Source organism: Streptomyces sp. NPDC007971 (assembly GCF_042958635.1).
Taxonomy (GTDB): domain Bacteria; phylum Actinomycetota; class Actinomycetes; order Streptomycetales; family Streptomycetaceae; genus Streptomyces.
In genome coordinates, this window is the sequence record NZ_JBIBJK010000025.1 from 42738 (window position 1) to 66833 (window position 24096).

Genomic DNA, 24096 nt, shown 5'->3' on the forward strand with positions numbered 1-24096 from the left:
GCGTCAGCCGACGAACGTGAACCGCTGGTAGGACAGCCCGTTGTATCCGAAGGCGCGCAACCCGAAGTCCAGGCTGTCGTCCATGACACGGCCGGTGCTCTGGTTCTTGAGCGTCTTCGTGCCGTCGGACTGGTAGGTGATCGACCATCGCTGGTACGCCGAGTAGTTGCAGCTGAAGGCGCGCAGGCCGTAATCGGCGCTGTCGTCGATGCAGCGGCCGGTGTTCTGGTTCTGGACGATCCAAGTTCCGTCGGACTGGGGGTACCAGTTGAAGTTCTGGTAATTGAGCCCGTTGCAGGTGAACGCGCGCAGGCCGGCTCCCCACGAGTCGTCCACGCAGCGGCCGGTGTTCTGGTTCTTGAGGGCGTAGTAGTAGATCGTGCCGTCGGCGATGGCCGGGCCCTTGGGCTTGGGGGTGACGGCGTGTGCCGTTGCGGTGCCGGCGAGCAGCAGTGCGGCAGCAGCGAAAGCGGCTGCCGCCGGTCTCGCGATGCGGGTGGCAAGGGCGGTGCGCAGGATCATGATGGTCCTCCCGTTTGTGGTGGCCCGCCTGGTCGAAGGGCAGGCACAGGCGCAGGTGGGCGGCCGTGTGTGCTGTGGAGCGCAGGTCATCGTCCGGCCGCGCATGCCTCGCACACGCTAGGGGCCAGGGCATGAACACTTCAATCCGATGGGCGATACGTCATCCGGTATGGCCGGTTCCGCGCGGTCTGACCGTTACCGGCGCATGCCCATGAGAACCCGTTACAGGTGAGTGCCTGTCCCCCGAGACCTGGGCCTCGGCCCGGTCGAACCACGCCGACGGGTACCGGACGCCAGGACGTGTGTGGTCAGACCGGCGGCGTCGAAGGGGGTGTACGGGTGAGCGCCACATCGACAAGCCCCGTACGGAGCCCGGCCGTCGGGTCACCGAGGTCCGATTCGTGGATGGTGACGTTCACGTGGGGGTGTCGGGGCCGGAAGAGCCGGACCAGGCGACCGCCCACGTGCTCGGCGGTGTCCGCAAGTGTCCCGACGGCCAGGGTGGCGCTCGCCGCGTCGGTCAGCCGGCTGCGCAGCCGTTCGGCCCGGCTCAACAAGTCGGCCGCACCCTCGTACAGGACTGTCCCGGCCGACGTGAGGACGACGCCCCTTCGGGTGCGCTCGAACAGGACGACACCGAGTTCGTCCTCGAGCCGCCGGAGCGCGCGGCTCAGCGGTGGCTGCGTCATGTGAAGCCGGTGCGCTCGACGCCCTTTTCGGTGAACGTCCCCCAGTGCGTGCTCGACGGATCCCCGCATGTCACCCGGCTGTTTCCCGGCTACGAACTGCTGGAACGCGACTACCACCGGCGAACCGGCATCCTCCCGATCATGCACGCCATCGTCGTCCGGCGGGATCTGCTGGGAAGCGCGGCCCGGCCTCGCCCATGGCATCTACCACGCCTTCTTGCGGGCAAAGGGCGCCGCCGTCGACCGCCTCCGCCGAAACCGCAGGCTGTAGCAGGTTCAAAGCGTCGTGCGCCGCTGCACCGTACACGCCGGCCTCGCGCACGCACTCGTACGCGAGACCGGCAACGACGCTCATGAACAACCTGCCTGCCTGGACGCCCCCACCACCGAGATTCAGCGGAACGGCCGGGCGAAAACAGCGGGGCGATCGGGGAGATGAGCGGAACGACCGGGCGAAGCACCATGGCCGAGCCTGCTCGCCCGCCTGTTGGAGGTGGTGCAGGAGGTGGGGCCCGGGACGGCTGTGCCACGGCCTCACCAGCAGGATCGACCTGAGCACGGACGGCCTCCGCCGACCGCGGTCACCGCTGACAACCGGCGGGCAGCAGCGTCGTCACCGCTGGTCACCGGCGGTCGGAGTGCCGACTGCGCCCGGTCGGGCCGTGTGCTGATAGGACGGATAGGTGAGGTAGCCGGCGTCGCCACCCTGGTAGTACGTGTTCTCGTCGACGGGAGCGATCGGCAGGCCGACGCGGAGGCGTTCGACGAGGTCGGGGTTGGCCAGGAAGCCGCGGCCGAAGCTGATCAGGTCGGCGCCCAGGCTCAGCCAGTGGTCGGCTTCCTCGCGACCGGTCTGCTTGGGTCCCATCGGCAGGACCGGGTTGACGATCAAGGTCCCGGACCAGGCGCGGCGCAGTTCCAGGAGTACCTCGTCGTCCGTGGTCGCCTCCAGGTGGACATAAGCGAGTCCGAGACGGGACAGCTCGGTCAGCAGCGCGGTGTTGAGAGCGAGTGCGTCTGTCTCCTCGACACCCCAGAAGCCACCCCCCGGGGAGAGGCGGATGCCGGTCCTGGCCCCTCCGATCGCGTCCACCGTCGCGGCCACGGCCTCCACGGCGAAGCGGATCCGGCCCGGGATCGTGCCGCCGTAGCGGTCCGTACGCCGGTTCGCGTTGGAGGAGAGGAACTGGGAGATCAAGTAGCCGTTGGCGCCGTGGAGTTCGACTCCGTCGAAGCCCGCGTCGATCGCGCGTCGAGCCGCGTCGGCGTACGCGTGGACGTGCTCGGGTACCTCGTCGGTGTCCAGCGCACGGGGCGTCGGTGCGGGCTGTGGGCCGGTCGGGGTGAACACGTCGCCCACGGCGGCGATCGCCGAGGGGCCGACGGGCTGGTGGCCGGTCGTGTCGGGGTGCGAGACCCGGCCGCCGTGCATGATCTGGGCGAAGATCCGTCCGCCGTTGACGTGCACGGCGTCGGTCACGGCACGCCAAGAGGCGGCCTGCTCGTCGGTGTGCAGTCCGGGCGTGCCGGGGTTGGACTGCCCGACGAGGCTGGGCTGTACGCCCTCGGACACGATCAGGCCGGCTGTCGCGCGCTGCGCGTAGTACGTCGCCATGGACGGTGTGGCAAGGCCCCCGGCCGCGGCCCTGACACGGGTCATCGGGGCCATCACCGTCCGGTTGGGCAGGGTCAGGTCACCGAGTCGGTGGCTGCTGAACAACGTCGTCATGTCGGACTCCTCCGTACGTGCATCGCGTGCCCGGTTGCTGGGCACGGCGCTACGCTAAAACCTGACATTGACGTCAGAGGCAAGCGATGTGGCGTGGATCACTCGGGGAGGCAGTCATGCGGATCGGCGAGCTCGCGGCGCGTACCGACGTCAGCGTTCGGTCGCTGCGCTACTACGAGGAGCAGGGGCTGCTGAGCAGCAGCCGCAGCACCAGTGGGCAGCGGCATTACACGGAGGCCGAGGTCGAGCGGGTGCGCTTCATCCAGCGCCTGTATACGGCGGGCCTGTCCAGTCGCACCATTTCGGAGCTGCTGCCCTGCGTGGACATGCCCAGCGAGGGAAACTCCGATGCCGCTCTCGAGCGGATGGCGCAGGAGCGTCACCGGCTCTCCGAGTACATCGACGAGCTCGTACGGACCCGGGACGCATTGGACGGTCTGATGGCCACGGCCCGGTCCCATCGGGAGATCCTGCGCACTCCGGCCCGCAAGGATCGGCCCATCCGCTGCGGAGCCGACAACGGCTCGATCGCCTCCCAGTCATGATCGGCAGGCTCAGCGTTTCGGCATCAGCGGCGGGACCACCATGCCTCTGAACTGAGCCGCCGACATCCGCGCCCTGCCCCTCGCTCCCGCCCAAGCATGCGCCCATCCAAACGGCCGGCTCATGCGGCGCCCGGCCGCGCGGTCCACGTGCTCACCGAAAGCGGCGAGCTGCCCACCTTCCGGGCGCGCGCCGATGCGGTACGCCTCCACGGCGCACTGCGTGGTCGTGTTCGGCTGGGAGACGATGTCCACGGAAACCGGCGACGTTGTGGGCGGAGGCCTGGAATTTCTCGTACTCGACGACAACGGCCGGATCAAGGCCGACTACATGTTCCCGGGGGCCTGACCCGTGACAGCAGGGGCCGCGGGTTCGGCGGCCGCCGAGAGCGCCTCGGCTGTCGCCGGGTCGGCCGGCAGGAACGCCTCCAGCTTCAGCTCGGCGAGGGTCACGTCGACGGCGGTGGCGAAGGTCGTCACGGTCGTCATCAGGCGCAGCTCACCGTGCGAGGACTGCAGGCGGAGCGGGACCGCGAAACCCAGGAGCCCGGCGGACGGCTCCAGCTCGGGAACGTACCCGGCGAGTTCGGTGCGCAGCTCCTGCAGGTGGTCGAGGCGTGCCAGGATGTGGTGCGCCCATTCGGCGAGGTTGAGGATGCGGGGAGCCAGGCCATCAGGGTGCAGGGCAAGGCGGTAGACGTTCGTGCCCGGGCCCAGCAGATCGGGGGCCGCTCCCTCGGTGATCAGGTCGAACGCGGCGTTCGCGGCGATCAGGTCACCGCCGCGGTCCACCACCAGGGCCGGATACGGCAGATGCCCGCGCAGGATGTGGTCGATCGCCGTGCGTACGGGGGCCAGCACCGGGTCGTCGAGTCGGCTCTCGGGGTAGGCGGGTGCGTACCCGGCGGCCAGAAGCAGTTCGTTGCGCTCCCGCAGCGGCAGTTCCAGTGACTCGGCCAGGCGCACGACCATGTTCCGGCCGGGGAGGGACCTGCCGCATTCGATGAAGCTCAAGTGTCGCTGGGTGGTGCCCGCCCGCAGCGCCAGGTCAAGTTGACTGAGATGACGGCGGGTACGACGTTCGCGAAGCGTACGAGGAAAGTCCACGTGCCTGTTCTAGCGGTGGCAGAGGACTCAGGCCATTCCCCACAGGGAATTGCTGCCCCTCGCACCGGTCGTGATCATCATCGACATGGACATCGGTGTACTGCTTCCGACCGCAACCGCCCAGTGGGGACCGGCCGACGACCCTCGCGAGCTGGTCGCCCTGGGCCGCCAGGCCGAACGCCTCGGCTTTTCCTCGCTCTTCGTCAACGACTCCCTGATCAGCCCGCGCATCGAAGCGCTCACGATGCTGGCCGCGCTCGCCCCGGCGACCGAGAACGTGACGCTGGGTACGGCCGCGCTGATGCCGTTCCTCCGCCGGCCGATCCAGGCAGCCCAGTCCCTCGCATCGATCGACCTGCTGTCCGGTGGGCGACTCACCGTGACCGTCGGCGCCGGATTCCCCGGCCGCTTCGGACGGCCCCTCTACACGCTGTCCGAGCTGCCGTGGGAAGGGCGCTTCGCCCGCCTGGACGAGACTGTCGCGATGTGGCGGTCCCTGTGGGACGGCGCCGATGCCTTCCACGGCGAGATCCTCCGGTTCGATGACATCCCGCCCATGACCAGGCCGTTCCGAGCAGGTGGCCCGCCCATCTGGCTCGGCGGCGCAACCCCCGCAGCGCTGGCCCGCACCGGCCTGATGTACGACGGATGGCTGCCCTACCCGCCCGAACCCGCCGACTATGCATCCGGCCTCCGCGATATCCACAGAGCGGCGGCCGATGCCGGACGCGCAGCCGAGGACATCACCTCCGCACTCTTCGTCTCGGTACGGATCGACGACGACATCGAGAGCGGCCGCCGAGCACTGGACGACTACGCACGGGCCGTATACGGCATGCCGCTGGAGGAACTGGAGAAGATCCAGGCAGTCGTCGCCGGTTCCCCCGACCAGGTGCGCAAGCGCCTGGGACGGTACGTCGCCGCCGGCGTCCGGCACATCGTCGTACGCCTCGGCGCCCTGGACCTGCACTCCCAGCGCGACCAGCTCGAACGGGTCGCAGACCTGATCCCGGCCGTCCAGGCGGCGGCGGATCACGCCTCCCTCTCCGATGGCGCCTGAGCTTGGCCGAGCCGACCCGGGGTGTCGATCACGGGACAGCTCCAATGAAGCTGTTCCGTGATCACACGACCGCGGCACTACCAGGCCGTTGCCCTTGGGGACCTCGCGGGGCGGTTCCACCGGCAGCATCACCTCGCCGCACGGTGGCCAGAAGCAACCCTTCCCGGGCGTGCGGCGGTCTTACCAGGCGTCGTGCTCAGAGGCCCAGCCTCTGTCGAATCGAATGGGTGAACCGACTGGAAGGGCGCTCTCCATGGTGCTGAATCCTGACTTTTGCCTGGACGTTCCACAGGGTTTCGACGACTCGGACGCTGAGACGGGCGTGCATCCTGTGGCCAGGAAACTGTTCCTCGCCACAACTGCCGCGGAGGTCTTCAGGAAAGCCCATGAGTGGGTGCGGGAACAGGAAATCCGCCTGTCAGACGTGTCGTGGGATTTCTTCCACGACGAGGACGAGCCCTACTGCCTGGGTATCTATTTCACCTTCGAGTTGGACCCCGAGGCCACCTGACCACGACAGTGCGGTTTCGTCGGGATCAGCCGGCCGTTGGTCCGGGTGTGCCGCTGACTGACACGCAGGGGGAGCGGATTGAATCGTTGCCTCCGGACTGGACGGCCCATGCCCAGCCGTAGATCGCGATCTTGCCTTGTCAGCCGCTACTTCAGCCTTCAGGCCCGCCCCGTTGTCGGATGCCGGCGACGGGCCCCTGACGTTGCTGGATGACGTGGGTGAGTTCGTGCGCCAGGGTGTGCTTGTCGGCGCCGCCGTCTTCGATGACGACGTGGTTGCCGCTGGTGTAGGCGCGCGCGCCCACCTCGGTGGCGGATGCCATGGCGGCCGCGTCCGTGTGGATGCGGACATCGGAGAAGTCGGCGTCGAACCGGGCTTCCATGTCGGTGCGGGTGGCATCGTCCAGGGGGCGGCCCGGCGTGCGCAGGACGCCGTGCACAGCGGACCGCTGCACCGCGGGCCCTGCCTGATCGGCCTGATAGTGGCCGCAGGCAGGGGCGTGCTGATGCTGCTCCGGCTGGACTCCGGGGCGGTCGGCCCGGCCGAGCATCTGGACGACCGCGGCGTTTCCGACCGTGCCCTGCAGGCCGAGCAGGCCACGCTGTTCTGAGAGTGTGGCGGGCGCGGGCCTACGGACGGCATCACGGCCGTTTCCGGTCCCGACAGCTCTGGCGTTCTCGCGATCGTGCTACGGGGTCTCTCCTGCAGTGCGAAATGGTCAACTTCTTCTGCATACGCGGTGAGAACCCGTCAGCGCCAGATACGGAGGGGCACCATGAACTGCCCGAACAGGCAGCACGCGATGTGTCGTTCGACGGGCCCGCCACCCGGTTCTCGGTTCTGACGGCTCTTCTCACGCCTGACGTCGCACCCCGATGTCGGCGGGCAGCTGTGGTCCACGCGAGGGCAAGGCCCCAGGCGGTCGCGCGCGGACACCACTCGCCGCCGCTCGTCCCCGGTCAGGCTCAGCGGGTTGAGGAGGCCATCGACCCTGCCGACCGCCGCGTCCGTCCGGTCCGGCGCAAGTCCGCCGTCCCCGCCCCTCGTCCAACTGGCGGGCGACCGCGGCGCAGCAGGGCTTGGCGTGACGCCGTCAGGACGTCGCCCCGTCACGGGCACAGGTAGGGTCACCGGCCCACGGACGCGGGTCGGCAAGCAGGTGGTCGACGGGAGACCTGTCGTCCGGGTTTCCGGGGATCTGCCTCGGGGTGAGTCCGGTCATCGCCTTGCACACATGGTTGTAGTGGGCCTGGTCGTGGAACCCGGCGAGCTGGGCCACCTTCGACAGCGGCAGCCCGCTCGCCTGCAGCCGCAGGGCCCGTTTGAACCGCAGAATGCGGGCGATGGCCGCGGGGGAGCGCCCGATCTGCTCCTGGAAACGGCGCTCCAGATGCCGCGAACTCCAGTGCGTGGCCGCTGCCAACTCCGTTACGTGGAGACGCCCATGGGTACGGTGCAGCTCCCGCCAGGCCCAGGTGACCTCGGCGGCGATGGACGGACCCCGTTCCAGAAGCGGCGGAAGCACCCGGTTCAAGGTGCGGAACCGCTCGGGCCAGTCCACCTCCTCCAACTGCTGTGGGAGGTGCCGCAGGTCGCGGGGCAACAGATGGACCGGGTCCATATGGGGCAGGTCCCACTCGCGCATCGGCACCCCGAAGAGCCGGTACGCACCCATGGGCGTCAGCCGTAGCACGACCCCGCATACTCCGCCCTCGTGCCACCCGAGCATCGCAGTCATGACCGGCAGGATCGCCATGGACCGGGCGCTGACGGCCTGGCTCGTACCGACCATGCTCGCCGTACGCACGGTCGCGCCGCCGAAGCCGAAGGTGATGGTGGCGAGGGTGTCGGGGCAGACCATCCGCCGCTGTGGGGAGCCATGGCCGTACTCGTATCCGGCGTACGACTGGACCGTGTTTCGCAGACCGGGCGCGGGCGGGACCCGAGTGAGCACGGGACGTCGGCCGATGCCGCCAGTAGTCGTGGACATGCCCTTGTACCCCCAGTCCGAGAGCTGTCCGGGACGGAGTGATACTTCTCCCGCCGTCGCGTCTCAGCAATGCGAACTTGGGCCAATATCAAGTGAGTTGAGGGCCGGGAGGCGAGGCTGAGCAACTCCGCTGGCGGTGCGGGTGCGGGGTCGGGGCCGGGTTCGGATCGACGCCGTGCCGCCGAAGGCAACCGGACGGCGGTCCGCCGCATCGTGTCGCATCCGAACAATACGAGCGGCCCCGCCCGCGGCCACTCTGGTGGCTCCAGCTCGACCGGTGCGCTCGAACGATCGACCGCACCGGCTCTCCTTCACGAACCCTCGATCCTCGAACCCCTGAAGTGGAGCCCACTCATGAGAAGTCGCAAGGTCGCCCAGCGTGTCGCCGTCCTCGCAGCGCTGCCTGTCCTGGGCCTGAGCCTCGCGGGCACCGCCTCGGCCTCCTCCGCCGGAGCGGAGAACGCCGACTACGTGGTCAGCAACACCAACGCCTGTGTCGCCACCGAGCAGATACGGGTGTGGAGCGACGGGCACGACCGCATGCAGCTCGACCCGAACCGCAACGACTCGACCTGTTGGTTCGGCATCTGGAACAACGCCACCAGCTCCTGGGTCTACGGGCCCACACAGAGCGGCGGCCTCTCCGGCTGGTACTGGGACGGCCCGGACACCAGCCTCATGGTCGGCGTCTACTCCACGGCCACCGGTCACTGGAACTGGGGCCCTTCCAACTGACACACCCCGCCGACCGCTCCGCGGGCGGACTTCCCGGGACGCGCATACACGTCGGGCCCGGGGAGCCCGCTCTCACGCATCAGGGGAGGGCAGCGATCCCGACCCCACAGGAGCGCAGGCCCCGGCGCCGGAGCCATTGACCGAGAGCGGCGAGGTGTCCGGGACCGGGACCTGCATGCACTGATCTGAAAGAAGCCCTGACAGCCCGAAGCAGGTGACGGGCTGACTTCGGTCGCTCAGCCGCCTGCCGAGCTGCCCCGCACTCAGATCATCCAGCGCACCCGTCACCGCTTCGAGGACATCGACCGCCTGCTGGAGAACTGCCGGCCTCCGCCCGCGACTGCCGCCCCGATGGTGTTCTGGAGCCGTTCAAGGCATACGACGGCAGCGGGTGGCGTGCGCCGGGTTCGCTGCCGTCGGCGGTCTGGCGTGCCCGTCCCGCCTGTGGGGGACGGACCCACCAGGGACGGACCCACCAGGGACGGGCCCGGCCGGATGCACGCGGTGTCAGCAGCACCATCTGGTCGGACTCGACGTCGAACCCAAGTACCGGGTGGCTTCGCTCCCAGTCCCCCTCGGGCGTCATCACCACTGACTTACCCAGTCGACGCCCGATCGCACGGAGAAACCCACACAGCACGTCCAACCGCTCCTGCCCCTGCAACTCCCGCAGGTCCACATCGAATCCGATCTCCTCAGCCGACTCCAACCGAAAGATCGCCAGCACATCCGGGGTCGGCCAGACCCGCAGATCCGCGCACTCAGCATCAGCAGACCGCGACAGCACCTCCCCAGCACGCGGCAGCGGCATCAGCACGCCACCTTCGGAGTACTCACTCCGCCAGCCACTCGCAACGATCAGATCGAGGACCGCTTGCCAATCCTGGACCGTAGTCACCGTGACCCACACATCCGGCAGACATCCCTCCCCTTCAAGGTCGAGGGAACCCTTCACGTCATCCCACAGCAGCTCCGGCACCAGGCAATGCTGGCTTCGGCCCGAACCCAGACGCACCCGGATTTCCTTGCCCGAACCCATGGGACACCCCCGACCGGCAGACCGGTGAGGGAGATTCCGATCGGGACGCGGCTGAAGTCGGCGTCGTGGAAGAGCCCAAGGCGCTCTGGGCAAAGAAATTTCCGGGTCCCTGTCACACCTTGGTGCTCTGGTCCGTCAGTGCAGTGAAGTCGCTGACCAGACGGATGTGAAGGAGTGCAGTCATGACGGACACCTCGATCTCCCGGATGCCGAACCCGGCCGAGTTCGTGCCCGAGCTGAACGACATCAGCGCGGCGCTTTTCCGGGCCACGGGCAACCGGTCGGTCCCGCGGACCACGGTGAGCCTTGTCCACCTGCGTGCAGGGCAGATCGTGGGCAACACCTACCTGACGGTGCTGAACACCGGATTCCTGCGCAAGGCCGGAGTGTCGGAGGAGCGCATCACCGCCGTCTCCTCCTGGCAGGACGCCCCGTACTTCAGCGACGCCGAGCGTGCCGCCCTCGCTCTGGTGGAGGCGACTCTCCAGCCCGCCCCGCACGGTCGGGAGCGGGTGTCCGACGAGCTGTACGCCGAGGTGGCACGGCACTACGACCAAAAAGCGCTGGCCACTCTCACCATCGCAATCGGCCAGATCAGCTTCTTCATCGCCCTGGCCGTCATCGGCAAGCCGCAGCCGGTCACCTCTCTCGCCGACGAGCAGTGGGACTGAACTGGCCCGACCCGCCCACCGGCCAGGCCGAACCGCACCCACCACGGCCACCGGCTGCGCCCACTGCACCCCGGCCGCGATGCGGCCCGATAACGGGTGACGTTGCGGAGCCGGCCGGCGCGGCGGATCGCGCCCGGGGCGATCGGTGCGCAGGCGGCGGCGGTCCACGGGCTCGGCGGTTCTGCTGCGGTGGGTAGTCGGCCGTCGCGGCGGCACCACGTACGCTTGTGCCGCGCCCGCCGCCGACTCCGCCTGCGCATCGTGGTGCCGGGCGGGGTGGTGATCGGTGGGGTCTTCGGGATTCCCGGCGGGATTCGCGCCCGACCTTGCCGGCAGGGCGTCAGAGCATGAGCAGGAGGCGCGTGTTCGCCACGAGCTTCCGGTTCACGCTGGTGCTCTGCACGAATATCGTGAAGTCGTCGTTGTGGTCCGGCTTGACGCGGATCTCCACGTCCGGCAGGCCGAGCAGAGCCCGGGCCTCGGGCCCCGTGTACACACGGTCCGTCTTCTTCTCCAGCACCGCGATCTGCTTCTGCGCCTGGATCTTCTCCGACTTGGTCAGCTGGTAGAACGCACCGCCGGTACGGTAGGTGTGCCCGCATTCCACGACCCAGTCGCGGATCGCCGCGTCACGGGCCACCGGGATCAGCTGGTACTGCGACGGATCGACCGGGGTGAGGCCGGCAGCCTTGATGGTGTCCTTGTTGACCGCCTTCGCACCTGTGGAGAACACCGCCTTCGATCCGCGGATGCCCTGGGTGCGGCCGACCATGAACTGCTCGGTGGCCTGACGGATGACCTGCCCGGCCTCCTCCAGACCCTGGGTGCTCGTGGCGTCCCAGATGGCGATGTTGTCCTTCGGGAAACCGCACTGCATGGCCTCACGCTTGCCCATCTGGTCCGGCACAAGGACGGCCAGCGTCCAGTTGTCGTCCTGCGTCTCGATCATCTCGGCCACGGCCCGGACGAGTGCACGCGGATCTCTGGCAGGGGCATCCGGGCAGCGGTGACTTGCGTTCTCCTGCCCGTCGGTGAGTACGAACGTCAGGAAGCTGTGGTCGCCGTACAGTTGGGCCGTCTGCGCCAACTCCCGCTGCGACTTCAGTGCGGCCGCAAGCAGCGCCGTCATTCCGCCGGCGCGGTAGAGCTGCTTCAGGGAGGGCATCCGCAGCACGTCCTTGTCGTAGATGACGCACTCCACCTTGTCCGCGAAGACATACACCGTGACGCGGGTCTCCTGGTCCAGTTCCCCCGACCGGCGGGCCAGATAGGCGATCTGCTGGTCGGCGACTTCGACGACCTTGCTGCTCAGGTGCGACATGGACGAACTGGCATCCAGCACAAGGGCAACGTGATTGATGTAGTTCTGGTTCCCGGACATTGCGGCTCCCCCTCTTTCCGGCTCGATGTTCCTACCGTCTCACCTGCCACTGACAGTCGGCCTTGGCTGCCAGACTGGTTGCAGAGCCCGCCCGCCCGGAGCTTCAGTTGGTGCGGGTGCGGGTGCGGGTGCGGGTGCGGGTGCGGGTGCGGGTGCGGGTGCGGGTGCGGGTGCGGGGGCAGGGCACGGGCTGGCACGGTCACGGCCCGGTTCCCGTGCGCGCATCGGTGGGTCCGGACGATCCATCGGCCCCCCGGCCGTGGCCTGTGCCGCGGCGTGCAAGTCCACCGTCGGGGCAAGTTCCCCTTCCTAGTGCCGTGTCCGCAGCCGCCTCACTCCGCACAGGCACTCCTCGGCCTGACGAACGGGACCCGACCGCCTCGTCCCACCAGGCCCACGGGGACATCAGGGCAAGGGGGACGGACAAGGAGCCGACCGCCATCGGGAAACGGACGTACATGCGGGCGCAGTCCGAAGAAGCAGCCGTGGACCTGATCGGAGCGGAAGACCGCCCCGGCTCCTGGGAGTACCGGCCGTCGGCATCACCGGAGCCCCGCCAGGCCGCGCGGCCGGGCCTCGAGGACCGCGGCCCGCTCCCGGATGCGCTCGACGGCGGCGGCCCGGCTTCCGACGCGCCGGGCGCGCTTGGCCCTGCCCGGGCGCTGCCCGGTACCGGCAGAGCGACCCACCCCGAGACCAGCCGGTCTTCGGACTTGAGGACGCTCGCGACTCCCGCGTGCTTGCGACCATGCCGGGAGGCCGCCGCGCATGATGCCGGTGTCTGGCTGCAGTCGGCCCTGACCGGGCCGGGTTTGGCACGCGCACGGGGGCCGGGTTTGGCCCACGCATCACGAGGGCCGGCTATGGCTCGACTCCCGCAGCCGTCGTAACCGATGTCCGTGACCTCCCGGCGACGGCACTGCGTGCGGCAGCTCCTCGGCACTCCCGTGCACCGCTACCGGACGGAATCGCTCATCGTGGCGTTCCGGCAGCGATGGGTGTGGTGAAGTCGCTGAGGAGGTGGTCGTAGTAGTCGGCGGCTGTGTTGAGTCTTCCGATCGCTCCGAGTGCGATTTCGTGGGCGGCGTCGGGGTGGTCGGTGAGCCGGGGGAGGACGACGTTAGTGGTCCAGCCGGCGGCGTGGTCGGCCTCCTGGGCGATGTGGACGGCGTAGAAGGCGAGCGGGCCGTCCCACTGCCGTTCCGCGATGCCGGCAGGCCCGGCGGCTGGAACAGCAAGGCCGACGCGGGTGCAGCCGGCGAGGAGTTTGGTGTAGTTGGGCGGGTCCATGGCCTCGGTGACGGCCAGGGTGCCGATCATCCGGAAGTGGTGTCGGCGGTGCAGGGCCATGCCGACGACGTGGTTGTAGCCGGCCAGGCCCTGCCAGCCGTGCACCACGGTGGTGGCCAGCGGATCGTAGGAGAGCCTGAACGCCTCCAGGCCGGCCCTGCACAGGTTCGCGTGTCCCCGTGCCTCGTCGCCGTCGCCGGTCTCGTCGACGAGGTTGCGTACCATCTCCTGCCGCATCGCCCCGCGGGCGCCGACCATCGCCATCAGCAGGACCTCGTAGAACCGCACATTCAGCGGCCCGTCCAGCTTCAGAAAGTGCAGGACCTGCCGGCGGCCGGCCTGCTCGGCAAGGAAGTCGAACAACGGATGCCCGCACACCGCATGCCCGCCGACCACCTCCTCGAGCCAGCGGGCGAACCGCGTGGGCTCGGTCGGCACGTCCCTGGCATCCCACGGCGCCCGCGCCCGCTCCGCCCGCTCCCACCCGTCCTCCAGGATCTGCTGCACACCCACCGCACCGGGATGGAACTGCCCACCCACCGGCCCCTGATCGGGGGTGAGGAAATGCTGGTCGTACAGCCATGCCAGCGCCTGGTGCGCAGCCAGCAGCGCGTCCGGATCCCGCTCCTCGAACGCCGAGCAGGCCACCTCGGCCGCCTGGTCCCACAGCTGCGCCCACCGGGCCCGCTGCGCCGGCGACGCGGCACCGGCACCATCAGGTGCCGCCAGCTCCCGTACGCGCGTGAAGAACCCGTCCACCGAATTCGTCACCTGAGCTCCTGCCTGCTTTGGTCGTGGTCTTCACCTGCCGCACCCAGCCTGGGGTCATCAGGCCGACGGTGCCGTGTGCGAGCGCCGCGTGCCGGTCACGAACACTCGGACGGACTCTGTACCGGCGCTTGCCGGCACGCTGGACTGGTACCTGTCCGGCGGGCCGTCCCGTCCAGAAGATGTCCGACGGGACGCGGCTGGGTTCACGCCAGGGAACCCGTCTAGCGAACCGTCAAGGGGAAGAGGAGGGAACACGGCGATCGCCGCGGGCCGGTGGGGTACCGGCGACGGATCGCGGGATGTCCTGCTCTATGGCCGGGCATGGGGGTAGCGTGATCGGCGTTCGTCGCCCGCCGGTGCTCGTCGTCGTGGATCCGTCACAGGAGAGGGAAGGCCATGCCCGACTCGCCGCAGATCGATGTCGTCCGCAGTTTCTACGACGCCAAGGGGGATCCGGCGGTCATCAGGTCGCTGGTGGCACCTGACGCCCAGTGGGACGTGACGGAGGGGTTCCCGAACGGTGGCGTGTACGACGGGCTGAGCAGCATCCTCGACGACTTCTTCGGCTTCCTGTCCCTGTTCTCCAGCTTCCGGGCCGTCGCGGAGGAGTTCCACGAGGCCGGTGACCGGGTCATCACCCTCGGCCGCTACGTCGGCGTCACCCACGGCGGACGGGACGTCACGTCGCGGTTCGCCCACTTCTTCACACTGCGCAACGGCATGATCGTGCGGCTGCAGCAGACCAGTGACACGCTGCCCATCGCCCGCGCACTGGAGGAATGACCGACTGCCGGCGGAAGACGCTCACCTCATGCATGCGAGGCCCTTCGCGGCGGCTTGGCGGTGGACTCCGGCCGGGCGCGTCCGCGTCGACATCATGCTCGTCCCCGCCCACGACTGGAGGGAATACGGGCTCGCGCACCCCCAGAAGGCAGCCCTCCGCGCCATCGAGAGCGGCTACGGGCTGGTGCGCCAGGACTCCGAGGGTGGGTGCAGGAAGCGCAGCGCGCAGGCGAGGGAGCCGGGCAGGAAGGCCCGGCTCTCGCGGCGGGTGTTGGAGATTTCCCGGGCGCGACGCAGGACTTCGGGATTCGCGCTCCTGGCGCCCCCCGGCGCGGCCGAGCGCTGCGGCGCATTTCCTCGGGGCAGCGCTCCACGGCCATTGGCCGGGACAGGGCTCGGGCCCGAGGCAGCGCAGTGGGCTGGTGGGCCAGGGCGCTCACCGTCTGCAGTTCGCAGGCGGTCTGTGGGTGGCACTCACCCGGGCGAGTACCGCTTCCGCGCGCGGACGGTGCGGGACGCGGCCCAGGGATGCGGCGCGGCACCCGGTTGCGTCAGCCTCCGTTCATGGCCGCGCCCAGTGCCAGCGCGAACAGGATCGGAAGGAGCACGCATCCGAGCCCGGCGCCGGCGGCCAGCATGCGCGGTGTCCGCAGGGCGCGGCGGTGCGGCAGGGCCCAGGAGAGGGTGAGCAGGCCGGCCGACCAGTAGAAAATTCCCCCGAGGGCGCCGAGGCCGTCCTCGGACCGGAACCAGATGTACTCCCACACGAGGAACGGCAGGCCGAGCAGGGAGGTCACGAGAGGCGCCTTCCACCACGTCGGGTGGGCAAGCCGTGTTGGAGCGTCGTTCGGTTGTACGTCGTCGGGAAGCATGCGACCACCGCATCACGGCCGCCAGGGCCGGAGGATCGGGTCACCTACTCACCTTCGTACGCGCGTGTACTCACACCGCCACGACAACAACCTGGCCGCTGCGCTTGCTGTGTGCGCTGCGTTGATCGGCTTGCACACGTCCGCCCGATCGGCGGCATCCTGAAAGGCGAAGACCTCGTCGCCGCCGACCAGGTGGCCCAGCAGATCCAGCTCGCCGCCGCGCCGGCCGTGGCGGCGAGCGTCTGCCTGCTGTCATGCACGGCCGGCCGCGGAGCCGCGCGCCTGCTGAGACGGGACGCCCCGCGACATCGTCGCTCAAGCTCGCCCGCGGCATGAACAACAGCAGCGCGAGCGCGGTTCCGATCTGATCACCACCACGCTGCCCGACAACCCGCACCTGCTCCGGCCGGTCCTCGCTCCGGCCGGTCCTCGCTACGGGCTACGGGCTACGGGCTGCGGACTGCTGCGGAACACGGACGCCGGCCGGGCGGTACGACGACAGCGGCCGTGCGCCCACTGCTCGCGCCCGCCGGCTCATGCTGCCTGGCCGGCGATCGGGTCGGCCCTGCACCCTCGCAACCGCTCTCTGCACACAGCACCGGGGCGTAGTACCCCGGTACCACCCGCCCTGCTCTCTTCAGCCCCCCGGTACCACCGGATCCGGGGCATCGCGGTCCTAGCGTTGCGGAAGAGGCGTCAGGCGTGCCGGATGCCGCAGCCCGAGAGAGAGAACGCGAATGATCGACGTACAACAGCTCACCAAGAGGTACGGGGAGAAGACAGCCGTCGACGGCCTGGACTTCACCGTGAAACCGGGCACGGTGACCGGCTTCCTCGGGCCCAACGGTGCGGGGAAGTCCACGACGATGCGCGTGATCGTCGGCCTGGACGCGCCGACGAGCGGCTCCGTCACGGTGAACGGACAGCGTTACGCCCGCCACCAGGCGCCGCTTCAGGAGGTCGGGGCGCTGCTGGAGGCGAAGTCGATCCACCCGGGACGCTCCGCCTACAACCACCTCCGCGCGCTCGCGCTGACCCACGGCATACCGCGCCGCCGGGTCGACGAGGTCGTCGAACTCGCCGGTCTCGGCAGCGTCGCCAAGAAGCGGGCCGGTGCCTTCTCCCTCGGCATGGGCCAGCGGCTCGGCATAGCGGCCGCCCTGCTCGGCGATCCGCAGACGGTGATGCTGGACGAGCCGGTCAACGGACTGGACCCCGAGGGCGTCCTCTGGATCCGGAACCTGCTCACCTCCCTCGCGGCCGAGGGACGCACGGTCTTCGTCTCCTCGCACCTGATGACCGAGGTAGCGCTGGTCGCGGATCACCTGATCGTCGTCGGACGTGGCCGGCTGCTGGCCGACACGACCGTGCAGGACCTGGTGCGCGAGGCGGGCGGCGACACGGTGAAGGTGGCGACGCAGGACCCTGGACGGCTGCGGGACGTGCTGGCCGGCCCGGGCGTGGAGATCACCGGCCGCATCGGCTCCGAGGAACTGCAGGTGACCGGGATGCCGGCCCGCGAGATCGGGCTGAAGGCGGCCGAGCACGGGATCCCGCTGTTCGAGCTGACCACGAAGGCGGTGTCGCTGGAGGAGGCGTTCATGGAGCTGACCAGGGACGCCGTGGAATACCACGGCTCCACGACGGGCACCGAGACCCCCGGGAGCGCGGCATGAGCACCCTCACGGCAACCCCCGAGAGCCCCGAGACCCCCGAGACCGTGCCGACCGCTCAGGCCCGGCCCGCCTACCGGGTGACCGGCCGACGCGTGCTGTCCTCGGAGTGGGCCAAGCTCTGGTCCCTGCGCTCCACCTGGATCACCCTCGGCCTTGGCCTGCTGTTCCTCGTCGCCTTCGGCGTCATCGCCGCGAGCCACTACAAGTCCAATCTCGACTCCGGTCGGCACATGGACCGCGACTTCGCCTCCGCGACGGCCGTGAGCCTGTCCCTCTTCGGCACCAACTTCGCCCAGCTCGCCCTCGGCGTGCTCGGCGTGCTGGTCACGGCGGGCGAGTACTCCACCGGCATGATCCGCTCGACCCTGGCGGCGGTGCCACGCAGGCTGCCCGTGCTGTGGTCGAAGGCGGCCGTGTACGGAGTGGTCGCGCTGGCGGTCGCCACCGTCGGCGCGTTCGCCGCGTTCCTCGTCGGCAGCCAGATCGTGTCCGGCACGCCCGCCGCCATGGGCCTCGGGCACGCCGGCGTCGTACGCAGCCTGCTGGGCGCCGGGCTCTACCTCGGCCTGGTCGGCGTGATCGGCGCCGCCCTCGGGGCGCTGCTGCGGTCCGTCGCCGGCGGCATCTCGGTCCTGGTGGCCGCCCTCATGCTGGTGCCCGGACTGGTCTCCCTGCTGCCCACGTCGTGGCAGGACGACATCAACCCCTACCTGCCCAGCAACGCGGGCGAGTCGATCTTCGCGCTGACCCATGACTCCACCACCCTGTCGCCCTCCGCCGGGCTTCTGGTCTTCCTCGCGTGGACGGCACTGGCGCTGGCAGGGGCGGCCTACCGGCTGGTGCGCAGCGACGTGTGAGCAGCAGCCACCTGCATCATGGGTCGGTGACTTCCGTGACCTCCGAAGATCTCAGCGGGATGGGGCCGCTGGTCGCCCGGCTCGGCCGGGTCGGCCAGCGGCTCCGGCACGCCGACCGGGCCCGTCCTTGGGCACTGGACACCGCGGTGGTGGTCCTGGTCTTCCTGCTGTTCTGTCTGCCGGACCTGCTGCATGCGGTCGGCGGGGACGGCGACGGCGACGGCCCGCGCCGCTTCCGCATGGTGTTCACCCGGTTGCCCGTGGCGGGCATGCTGGTCCTGCAGGCCGGGCTGGTGCTGCCGCTGCTGTGGCGACGCCGGGCGCCCGCCGTCGCGTTCGGCGCCGTCACGGCCGTGTTCGTCCTCCAGTGGTCGCTCGGCGCCGTACTCCGTGCGGACGTCGCCCTCTTCGTCGCTCTGTACAGCCTGGCCCTGCACGGGCGGCTGCGGCAGCTGCCGTGGGCCTGTGCGGGCATGGCGGGCGCGCTGGGCCTGGTGGCGGCGCGCGCGTCGGCGGCGGTGTCGGTCTGGGACGCGCTGTTCTTCCTGCTCAGCACGGCGACCGCGGCTCTCGCGCTCGGCCTGATGATCCGCATCCGGCGGGCTCAGCTGGCCGGGCTGCGCGACCGTGCGGCCCGCCTGGAGGTCGAACGCGATCAGCGCGGCAGGCTCGCCGTCGCGGCCGAGCGGGCGCGGGTGGCCCGTGAGATGCACGACATCGTCGGCCACAACCTGTCCGTGATCATCACGCTCGCCGACGCCGGTGCCTACGCCTCCGACGCCGCCCCGGAGCGGGGAAAGGAGGCCCTGCACCTCATCGGCGACACCGGTCGCCAGGCACTGAGCGAACTGCGGCGGGTGCTCGGCGTACTGCGCGAGGCGGACGGCCCGCGGGCCGAGCCCGAGCTGAGCCCGCAGCCCGGCCTCGCGGACATCGACGCGCTGTGCGAGGGGGTACGCGCGGCGGGCCTGGAGGTCGTCTACCGTACGGCCGGACACGTCGACGTCCTCGACAGCGGGGTGCAGCTGACGGTCTACCGCATCGTCCAGGAGGCCCTGACGAACACCCTCAAACACGCCGGCGCCGGTGCCCGTGCGACCCTGGCGATCGTCGTGGAGGACACACGGCTGACCATCACCGTCCAGGACTCCGGCCCGCCTGCCCCGGCCGTACGTCCCGGCACGGCGAACGAGGAAGGACACGGCCTGGTGGGCATGCGAGAACGAGCAGCTCTCTACGGCGGACACATCACCGCAGGACCTGCAGGCCCGGGGTGGACGGTTCGGGCCGCACTCGACCTCGCGTCCCAGGGCGGTGCTGCCGGGTGACCACCGTGCTCATCGTGGATGACCAGCCACTCCAGCGGTACGGCTTCCGCATGCTCCTGGACTCCGTGCCCGAGACGGAGGTGGTCGGCGAGGCCGCGCACGGAGCCGAGGCCGTGCGCATGGCCGCCGAACTGCGCCCTGATGTCATCCTCATGGACGTACGCATGCCGGGCATGGACGGAATCGAGGCCACGCGCCGTGTCGTCGCCACGGGCGGCCGTTCCCGGGTCCTCGTCCTGACCACCTTCGACCTCGACGAGTACGTCTATGCGGCCCTGCGTGCCGGGGCCAGCGGCTTCCTGCTCAAGGACGCCCGCCCCGAGGAGCTTCTCGCGGGCATCCGTGCCGTCGCTCTTGGCGACGCTGTCATCGCGCCCGCGCTCACCCGCCGTCTGCTGCACGAGTTCGCGCGTCTCGTACCGCCCGGCGGCGACGGCTCCGCCGAGGATCCGCGCCTGAGTGCCCTCACCGACCGCGAACGCGAGATCCTCGTCGCCATCGGCAAGGGCTGGACCAACAGCGAGATCGCCACGCGTTTCGTCCTGTCGGAGTCCACGGTGAAGACCCATGTCGGCCGCGTCCTGTCCAAGATCGGCGCCCGCGACCGCATCCAGGCGGTGATCTTCGCCTACGACCACGGCCTGACCCGGCCCCGGGCGGGCTGAACCGACGCATCGGCCATGGAGACGTCCGTTGTGCACCACGGTGGGCCGACTCCAACGCCCACGACGGCACCGACGACGCGAGCGCCTCGTCAGACAGCGGGAGTCGGTGTCCACACCTCGACCGAACGGGCGGGAACACCCGGCGCGGTTGCAGCCAGTGTCCCTGATCCGCGGTGCGGCTGCGGGGCTGTGTTCCCGGTCGCCGGGGAGCCGATCAGCGAGCCCTCGGGGTTCCATCCCCAACCCATGCATACCAGGTTCATCCGGCATGAAATATCACAGGAAGCGCGGGCTGCCCGTTACTAACCCACGCTCCTACTGCCGCATGCCAGATCCGCGCCGGAACGGGCGGTCAGCAGTGGTCAAGGGCGGTCGGCGGCAGATCTCGACCGAGGCTGGCACAAGCTGACGGCCCTTGACCGTCGTTGCCGGTGCGGGGCCGTTCCGCTGCAGGGAGCATGGGACTCGAACCCACGGTACGGGTCACCGCGCGACAGTTCCTCAGGCTGCCTTCGTCGGTATCCGACCCCGGCTCACTGAGCCAGGTGTCGCTCCAACGCAGCGAGGAATGCGTCCGGGTTCTCGAGGTGGGACGCGTGGTCGCCGGGCAGTTCGAGAACCCGTGTATCGGGCAGCCGTTCGTCGAGGACGGCGACGACCCGCTTGAGCCAGTCAGTGGTCGCGGAGCCGTGGACCAGGAGGACGGGGCTCCGGATGTCCCCGAGTTCGGCGACGTTGCGGTGGGGCCGGTCGGCCTGCTCCGAGCTCCAGGACAGGGCCATCCGGTGCGGGACCCAGCGCGGCCAGGCGGGATGGGTGCGGGCCTGGTCCTTCGACGGCGTGAGTCCGGCGAGTTCGAGGAACTCGGCCAGGTCGTCCTCGTTCACGTCCTGTCCGGCCAGCGCATGCAGGAACCGGTTCAACCGCGCGACCTCGGGGTCGGACCCGCCGAGGCCGTCGAGGATCCAGTACGCCGCGGGCTCCACGAGCGTCAGTGTCCTCACCCGCTCCGGATGGGCCAGGGCGAACTCGACGAGGGCTCGCCCACCAGCGGACCACCCCGCGAAGTCGGCGCTCTCGATGCCGAGGGCGTCCATGGTCATGTAAAGCGATTCACGCTCGATTGCCGCGGTGTACCCGGCGTCCCCGCGCTCGCCGGCCGAGCCGAGCTCGTTGTGGATCGGCTGCACCCTGATGGTCCTGCGTCTCGCCGACAGGGCGTCCGCGAGGGGCGTCCACGACACCCATCCGGTGAGCCCGCCGGGCACCAGGACGACCGGCGGCCCCTCACCCTTCACCTCGTTGAGCAGGACCCTCGGTTTCATCGTCCGCCTCTGACGGGTTGACAGCAGATCCCGTCAACCTAACCGCGATCCCGACTTCACGCAGAGGATGTCGCGGCGAAAAGGGACCGGGGGCAGCTTCCGGTTATGCCGCCGCCCGAACGCAAGGCGGGGAGCGTCGTATCCGGCATCCGCGATGACGAGGACGTCGGGGTCGCCTCCCTGCCACTGCCCGGCGGTGATCAGTCGGTGGAGAAGGTCACGCAGCTGTCGGGCGGTGGCAGTGGCACCGCGGCCAGGGCCCGCGCAGCCGGCCGGTATCGACCCGGCCACGGGCGACGGCGGCGTAGAGCCCGCCATGACCGCGGCGGTGTTCGCCGATCAGCGACAGCTCGGCCAGCGATCTCACTGGCCCGTCGCCGCACAGAACGGCGTCAGGCAGCTCGAACAACGCATCCGAACGAGCGGTGTGACAGGAGTGGAACTCGCCCCGCAGGCATGACAGTTCAGCCGATGCCTCTTGCCGGGCATCGCGATGCAGCAGACTCATCCTGGTGGCCTTCGTGCTGGACGTGTGTGTTCCTTGGTCGGAGCACATGTTCAGGCGAAGGCCGCTTTGACGTACGGCGTTTACCGGACCGAGTGATCAAGCTCGAGGCACCATTCGACGTCGGCCGCTAAAGATCAAGCTAGGGCCTGTTTTAGAAGTACTGGCAGGCGGTGCCGACAGCGGGGGGCTGCAAGGATGTGGCCATGGAGCAGATGTTGAGTCGGCGGGAAGCATCAGAGGCGGTCCAGGACTACGGGTGGCGCTTCTTGCTGGGCACTTTGCGAACGTCGGTCCGGGTCAGATCGCTGGCTCAGGCGATGGGCTTGGCGGCGGACACTGTCGCGGTGTGCGGCGACGACGCCGACCGGCACCTTCGGGTCGATGTCCGCCCCGATCGGGTCGTCTTCACTCTGCAGTCGTGGGACCGCGCAGCGGTTACAACCCGGGATGTCGAACTCGCACGTCAGATCTCCGCCACCGCTGACAGGGCCGGGCTTCTGGCAGAACCCGAAATCGGAACGGGGGCACAGCGGTCCGTCCAGGTGCTGGAGATCGCGATTGATGCACTGAACATCGCCGGGATTCGGCCGTTCTGGAAGGCGGTGCTGGGCTATACGGATGAGGCGGGTGCCGAGGGACCGGAGGATCCGCTCATCGACCCGGTCGGGCAGGGCCCTGCCATCTGGTTCCAGCAGATGGACCGGGCGCGCCCACAGCGCAATCGCATCCACTTCGACATCTGTGTTCCGCATGACGAGGCATCCCGGCGGATCGAGACCGCACTGGCGGCTGGGGGCCGACTTGTGTCCGCGGCCCGTGCCCCGGCTTTCTGGGTGCTTGCCGACCTGGAGGGGAACGAAGCCTGCATGACCACATGGCAGGGTCGAGACGGCTGAAACTTCCTTCGACCGCGCTGCTCACAGCCACTCGTTGATGGCTGCCACCAGCACGGTCGCCTCGCAGCGGACGGCGAGCTTGTCGTATCTCGTGGCGACCGCGCGGTGGCGCTTGAGGCGATTGATTCCGCATTCCACCGCGTGGCGCTCCTTGTAGTCGGCCTTGTCGAACTTCGGTGGCCGGCCACCGTGGGAGCCGCGCTTCTTGCGGTTCGCGACCTGCGCTTCCCGTGTGAAGCAGCATCCGGGACGGACCCCAATACCCCGGGTGCCGACGGAGAGGGTGATTGCTCCCTCTGCCCGGCGCCTACTCACCACCGGTCGGCCCCCTCGACAGCCGATCACTTCGCTTTCGACCACAGCCGCATGAACACCTCACGGTGCCAAGCGGTCAAGTCGGGGTCGGGAGAGGCCGGCGTAGCCTGCTGGCTGTTCGACTTCAGGCAGGGGATGGGGATGTGATGGACGTAGCGCGGGTCGTCGAGCCGTTGGCAGAGCAGGGTGTGACGGTGATGTTCAAGGTCGACGCCGAGCGCATGCGCGATGCGACGAAGCCCTGGACCTTCGTCGCGAGCGGGGCTCCGTTTCGCGATGATCTCCTGGTTCGCGCGGACACTGACTCTCTGGAGGCGGGTCTGGAGATCTGCGTTCCGCGACTGCGTGAGCTCGGCTTGGTGATTCCCGATTGACGGCCATGGTCAGGGCGGGCAAGGAGCCGTGATCGAGCTTCCCGAAGGGTCGTGGTGGGACTGGGACATTGTCGACTGGGCCCCCGGGCGGTTGCGTCTGGGCGCCGGGCACGACATCTCGTACGCCCACGGCCTGGAGCTGGTGTTCAGCGACCCGGTCTTCGTCACGTGCCCGGCCGCCTTCCAAGACCCGGTGTTTCGTGTGCCGACGCCTGACGAGGTCCGACTCATTGCCCGGCAGGTCGGTGAGACACCTCCCGTACTGATTGCCTTCGAGGCCGATGCGGGCGGGCCGAGTCTCGCCTCCGGGCTGGTCGCGGCGGGACGGCTCGACATCGTCCAGGGAACCGTCTTCCGGTACTGGCGCGAGAACCTGGGAGTCGGGGAACGCCTGGCTCCCTGGGTGACGCCTCCGGCTTGATCGGTCCTCGGCCCATGCGGCCACCGCACCAACGGCTTC

26 protein-coding genes and 2 pseudogenes are annotated in these 24096 nt (G+C 69.5%); 15 read left to right on the forward strand and 13 right to left on the reverse strand.

Annotated features, from left to right (window positions below; translation table 11 throughout):
• Window positions 1-3: 3 nt before the first annotated feature.
• The 4 genes from ACFZCP_RS38335 to ACFZCP_RS38350 form a co-directional block, all read right to left on the reverse strand.
• Window positions 4-522, reverse strand: a complete 519-nt coding sequence (locus tag ACFZCP_RS38335) for an RICIN domain-containing protein (protein ID WP_362700258.1) — start codon at window positions 520-522, stop codon at window positions 4-6.
• A gap of 308 nt (window positions 523-830) precedes the next feature.
• The gene (locus ACFZCP_RS38340) at window positions 831-1415 is read right to left on the reverse strand and encodes a LysR family transcriptional regulator (RefSeq protein WP_391438542.1); all 585 of its coding nucleotides are present in this window, start codon (window positions 1413-1415) and stop codon (window positions 831-833) included.
• Window positions 1351-1566, reverse strand: coding sequence for a hypothetical protein (locus tag ACFZCP_RS38345; protein WP_391438826.1), 216 nt, complete (start codon window positions 1564-1566; stop codon window positions 1351-1353). The genes ACFZCP_RS38340 and ACFZCP_RS38345 overlap by 65 nt, the downstream gene beginning before the upstream one ends.
• Window positions 1567-1824: 258 nt before the next feature.
• Complete coding sequence (locus tag ACFZCP_RS38350) at window positions 1825-2940, reverse strand: alkene reductase (RefSeq protein ID WP_391438544.1); 1116 nt, start codon at window positions 2938-2940, stop codon at window positions 1825-1827.
• 116 nt (window positions 2941-3056) lie between these two features.
• Between ACFZCP_RS38350 and ACFZCP_RS38355 the strand changes: the two genes are divergently transcribed.
• The gene (locus ACFZCP_RS38355) at window positions 3057-3485 is read left to right on the forward strand and encodes a MerR family transcriptional regulator (protein WP_391438547.1); all 429 of its coding nucleotides are present in this window, start codon (window positions 3057-3059) and stop codon (window positions 3483-3485) included.
• A gap of 193 nt (window positions 3486-3678) precedes the next feature.
• Complete coding sequence (locus ACFZCP_RS38360; RefSeq protein ID WP_391438550.1) at window positions 3679-3831, forward strand: hypothetical protein; 153 nt, start codon at window positions 3679-3681, stop codon at window positions 3829-3831.
• Here ACFZCP_RS38360 and ACFZCP_RS38365 read toward each other — a convergent pair.
• Window positions 3810-4589: a helix-turn-helix domain-containing protein gene (locus ACFZCP_RS38365; protein WP_391438554.1), complete on the reverse strand. Its 780-nt coding sequence runs from the start codon at window positions 4587-4589 to the stop codon at window positions 3810-3812. The two genes, ACFZCP_RS38360 and ACFZCP_RS38365, sit on opposite strands and share 22 nt — an antisense overlap.
• 85 nt (window positions 4590-4674) lie before the next feature.
• Between ACFZCP_RS38365 and ACFZCP_RS38370 the strand changes: the two genes are divergently transcribed.
• Both ACFZCP_RS38370 and ACFZCP_RS38375 read left to right on the forward strand, forming a co-directional pair.
• Window positions 4675-5649 carry an LLM class flavin-dependent oxidoreductase gene (locus ACFZCP_RS38370; RefSeq protein WP_391438556.1) on the forward strand — a complete coding sequence of 325 codons (975 nt, stop codon included), beginning with the start codon at window positions 4675-4677 and terminating at the stop codon, window positions 5647-5649.
• Between the two features lie 253 nt (window positions 5650-5902).
• A complete protein-coding gene (locus tag ACFZCP_RS38375; protein WP_391438559.1) occupies window positions 5903-6160 on the forward strand; it encodes a hypothetical protein in 258 nt (85 codons plus the stop codon).
• A 151-nt stretch (window positions 6161-6311) separates the two neighbouring features.
• Here the strand turns inward: ACFZCP_RS38375 and ACFZCP_RS38380 are convergent, their stop codons facing one another.
• The gene (locus ACFZCP_RS38380) at window positions 6312-6614 is read right to left on the reverse strand and encodes a DUF4157 domain-containing protein (RefSeq protein WP_391438561.1); all 303 of its coding nucleotides are present in this window, start codon (window positions 6612-6614) and stop codon (window positions 6312-6314) included.
• A gap of 27 nt (window positions 6615-6641) precedes the next feature.
• On the opposite strand from ACFZCP_RS38380, the gene ACFZCP_RS38385 reads away from it, so the two are divergent.
• Complete coding sequence (locus ACFZCP_RS38385; RefSeq protein ID WP_391438563.1) at window positions 6642-6770, forward strand: hypothetical protein; 129 nt, start codon at window positions 6642-6644, stop codon at window positions 6768-6770.
• Window positions 6771-7253: 483 nt separating this feature from the next.
• Here ACFZCP_RS38385 and ACFZCP_RS38390 read toward each other — a convergent pair whose 3' ends face one another.
• Window positions 7254-8150, reverse strand: coding sequence for a helix-turn-helix domain-containing protein (locus ACFZCP_RS38390; protein ID WP_391438566.1), 897 nt, complete (start codon window positions 8148-8150; stop codon window positions 7254-7256).
• Between the two features lie 354 nt (window positions 8151-8504).
• Here ACFZCP_RS38390 and ACFZCP_RS38395 point away from each other — a divergent pair, with 354 nt between their 5' ends.
• Window positions 8505-8885, forward strand: a complete 381-nt coding sequence (locus tag ACFZCP_RS38395) for a hypothetical protein (protein ID WP_391438568.1) — start codon at window positions 8505-8507, stop codon at window positions 8883-8885.
• Between the two features lie 508 nt (window positions 8886-9393).
• Here ACFZCP_RS38395 and ACFZCP_RS38400 read toward each other — a convergent pair.
• Window positions 9394-9864, reverse strand: a pseudogene (locus tag ACFZCP_RS38400) (hypothetical protein); the annotation flags it as partial.
• 242 nt (window positions 9865-10106) lie between these two features.
• Between ACFZCP_RS38400 and ACFZCP_RS38405 the strand changes: the two are divergent.
• Window positions 10107-10595 (forward strand): carboxymuconolactone decarboxylase family protein, encoded by a 489-nt coding sequence (locus tag ACFZCP_RS38405; RefSeq protein WP_391438571.1) that lies wholly within the window; start codon window positions 10107-10109, stop codon window positions 10593-10595.
• Between the two features lie 340 nt (window positions 10596-10935).
• Here the strand turns inward: ACFZCP_RS38405 and ACFZCP_RS38410 are convergent, their stop codons facing one another.
• Both ACFZCP_RS38410 and ACFZCP_RS38415 read right to left on the reverse strand, forming a co-directional pair.
• Window positions 10936-11976, reverse strand: a complete 1041-nt coding sequence (locus ACFZCP_RS38410) for a VWA domain-containing protein (protein ID WP_391438574.1) — start codon at window positions 11974-11976, stop codon at window positions 10936-10938.
• A 972-nt stretch (window positions 11977-12948) separates the two neighbouring features.
• Window positions 12949-14037, reverse strand: a complete 1089-nt coding sequence (locus ACFZCP_RS38415) for an iron-containing redox enzyme family protein (RefSeq protein WP_391438577.1) — start codon at window positions 14035-14037, stop codon at window positions 12949-12951.
• Window positions 14038-14433: 396 nt separating this feature from the next.
• On the opposite strand from ACFZCP_RS38415, the gene ACFZCP_RS38420 reads away from it, so the two are divergent.
• Entirely contained in the window at window positions 14434-14820 is a 387-nt protein-coding gene (locus ACFZCP_RS38420) for a nuclear transport factor 2 family protein (RefSeq protein WP_391438579.1), read from the forward strand.
• Between the two features lie 551 nt (window positions 14821-15371).
• On the opposite strand, the gene ACFZCP_RS38425 is transcribed toward ACFZCP_RS38420, so the two are convergent.
• A complete protein-coding gene (locus ACFZCP_RS38425) occupies window positions 15372-15617 on the reverse strand; it encodes a hypothetical protein (protein WP_391438581.1) in 246 nt (81 codons plus the stop codon).
• Window positions 15618-16429: 812 nt separating this feature from the next.
• On the opposite strand from ACFZCP_RS38425, the gene ACFZCP_RS38430 reads away from it, so the two are divergent.
• From ACFZCP_RS38430 to ACFZCP_RS38445, 4 genes are read left to right on the forward strand one after another with little or no spacing between them, the layout of a single operon-like run.
• Window positions 16430-17368, forward strand: a complete 939-nt coding sequence (locus ACFZCP_RS38430; RefSeq protein ID WP_391438584.1) for an ATP-binding cassette domain-containing protein — start codon at window positions 16430-16432, stop codon at window positions 17366-17368.
• A complete protein-coding gene (locus ACFZCP_RS38435) occupies window positions 17365-18225 on the forward strand; it encodes an ABC transporter permease (protein ID WP_391438587.1) in 861 nt (286 codons plus the stop codon). Before ACFZCP_RS38430 ends, ACFZCP_RS38435 begins: the two co-directional genes overlap by 4 nt.
• Before the next feature lie 59 nt (window positions 18226-18284).
• Window positions 18285-19553 (forward strand): histidine kinase, encoded by a 1269-nt coding sequence (locus ACFZCP_RS38440; protein ID WP_391438810.1) that lies wholly within the window; start codon window positions 18285-18287, stop codon window positions 19551-19553.
• Window positions 19550-20218, forward strand: a complete 669-nt coding sequence (locus tag ACFZCP_RS38445; protein WP_362701340.1) for a response regulator transcription factor — start codon at window positions 19550-19552, stop codon at window positions 20216-20218. Before ACFZCP_RS38440 ends, ACFZCP_RS38445 begins: the two co-directional genes overlap by 4 nt.
• A gap of 533 nt (window positions 20219-20751) precedes the next feature.
• Here the strand turns inward: ACFZCP_RS38445 and ACFZCP_RS38450 are convergent.
• Together ACFZCP_RS38450 and ACFZCP_RS38455 are read right to left on the reverse strand one after the other, a co-directional pair.
• Window positions 20752-21543 carry an alpha/beta fold hydrolase gene (locus tag ACFZCP_RS38450; RefSeq protein ID WP_391438592.1) on the reverse strand — a complete coding sequence of 264 codons (792 nt, stop codon included), beginning with the start codon at window positions 21541-21543 and terminating at the stop codon, window positions 20752-20754.
• A gap of 117 nt (window positions 21544-21660) precedes the next feature.
• Window positions 21661-22051 (reverse strand): annotated as a pseudogene (locus tag ACFZCP_RS38455) (transposase); the annotation flags it as partial.
• 203 nt (window positions 22052-22254) lie between these two features.
• On the opposite strand from ACFZCP_RS38455, the gene ACFZCP_RS38460 reads away from it, so the two are divergent.
• The 3 genes from ACFZCP_RS38460 to ACFZCP_RS38470 all read left to right on the forward strand — a co-directional run bounded on the left by ACFZCP_RS38460 (window position 22255) and on the right by ACFZCP_RS38470 (window position 24057).
• Window positions 22255-22947 (forward strand): VOC family protein, encoded by a 693-nt coding sequence (locus ACFZCP_RS38460; protein ID WP_391438595.1) that lies wholly within the window; start codon window positions 22255-22257, stop codon window positions 22945-22947.
• Between the two features lie 461 nt (window positions 22948-23408).
• Window positions 23409-23636 carry a hypothetical protein gene (locus tag ACFZCP_RS38465; RefSeq protein ID WP_391438598.1) on the forward strand — a complete coding sequence of 76 codons (228 nt, stop codon included), beginning with the start codon at window positions 23409-23411 and terminating at the stop codon, window positions 23634-23636.
• Between the two features lie 28 nt (window positions 23637-23664).
• Complete coding sequence (locus ACFZCP_RS38470) at window positions 23665-24057, forward strand: hypothetical protein (protein WP_391438601.1); 393 nt, start codon at window positions 23665-23667, stop codon at window positions 24055-24057.
• Window positions 24058-24096 lie beyond the last annotated feature (39 nt).

What these genes read in the sequence shown, in the direction of transcription:
- ACFZCP_RS38405 (WP_391438571.1), top strand. Translation starts at nt 10,107, where the DNA reads ATGACGGACACCTCGATCTCCCGGATGCCGAACCCGGCCGAGTTCGTG.
- ACFZCP_RS38360 (WP_391438550.1), top strand. Translation starts at nt 3,679, where the DNA reads ATGCGGTACGCCTCCACGGCGCACTGCGTGGTCGTGTTCGGCTGGGAG.
- ACFZCP_RS38410 (WP_391438574.1), bottom strand. Translation starts at nt 11,976, where the DNA reads ATGTCCGGGAACCAGAACTACATCAATCACGTTGCCCTTGTGCTGGAT.
- ACFZCP_RS38450 (WP_391438592.1), bottom strand. Translation starts at nt 21,543, where the DNA reads ATGAAACCGAGGGTCCTGCTCAACGAGGTGAAGGGTGAGGGGCCGCCG.
- ACFZCP_RS38340 (WP_391438542.1), bottom strand. Translation starts at nt 1,415, where the DNA reads ATGCCATGGGCGAGGCCGGGCCGCGCTTCCCAGCAGATCCCGCCGGAC.
- ACFZCP_RS38465 (WP_391438598.1), top strand. Translation starts at nt 23,409, where the DNA reads ATGGACGTAGCGCGGGTCGTCGAGCCGTTGGCAGAGCAGGGTGTGACG.
- ACFZCP_RS38370 (WP_391438556.1), top strand. Translation starts at nt 4,675, where the DNA reads ATGGACATCGGTGTACTGCTTCCGACCGCAACCGCCCAGTGGGGACCG.
- ACFZCP_RS38440 (WP_391438810.1), top strand. Translation starts at nt 18,285, where the DNA reads ATGGGGCCGCTGGTCGCCCGGCTCGGCCGGGTCGGCCAGCGGCTCCGG.
- ACFZCP_RS38375 (WP_391438559.1), top strand. Translation starts at nt 5,903, where the DNA reads ATGGTGCTGAATCCTGACTTTTGCCTGGACGTTCCACAGGGTTTCGAC.
- ACFZCP_RS38335 (WP_362700258.1), bottom strand. Translation starts at nt 522, where the DNA reads ATGATCCTGCGCACCGCCCTTGCCACCCGCATCGCGAGACCGGCGGCA.
- ACFZCP_RS38350 (WP_391438544.1), bottom strand. Translation starts at nt 2,940, where the DNA reads ATGACGACGTTGTTCAGCAGCCACCGACTCGGTGACCTGACCCTGCCC.
- ACFZCP_RS38430 (WP_391438584.1), top strand. Translation starts at nt 16,430, where the DNA reads ATGATCGACGTACAACAGCTCACCAAGAGGTACGGGGAGAAGACAGCC.
- ACFZCP_RS38460 (WP_391438595.1), top strand. Translation starts at nt 22,255, where the DNA reads ATGGAGCAGATGTTGAGTCGGCGGGAAGCATCAGAGGCGGTCCAGGAC.
- ACFZCP_RS38345 (WP_391438826.1), bottom strand. Translation starts at nt 1,566, where the DNA reads ATGAGCGTCGTTGCCGGTCTCGCGTACGAGTGCGTGCGCGAGGCCGGC.
- ACFZCP_RS38355 (WP_391438547.1), top strand. Translation starts at nt 3,057, where the DNA reads ATGCGGATCGGCGAGCTCGCGGCGCGTACCGACGTCAGCGTTCGGTCG.
- ACFZCP_RS38390 (WP_391438566.1), bottom strand. Translation starts at nt 8,150, where the DNA reads ATGTCCACGACTACTGGCGGCATCGGCCGACGTCCCGTGCTCACTCGG.
- ACFZCP_RS38420 (WP_391438579.1), top strand. Translation starts at nt 14,434, where the DNA reads ATGCCCGACTCGCCGCAGATCGATGTCGTCCGCAGTTTCTACGACGCC.
- ACFZCP_RS38395 (WP_391438568.1), top strand. Translation starts at nt 8,505, where the DNA reads ATGAGAAGTCGCAAGGTCGCCCAGCGTGTCGCCGTCCTCGCAGCGCTG.
- ACFZCP_RS38435 (WP_391438587.1), top strand. Translation starts at nt 17,365, where the DNA reads ATGAGCACCCTCACGGCAACCCCCGAGAGCCCCGAGACCCCCGAGACC.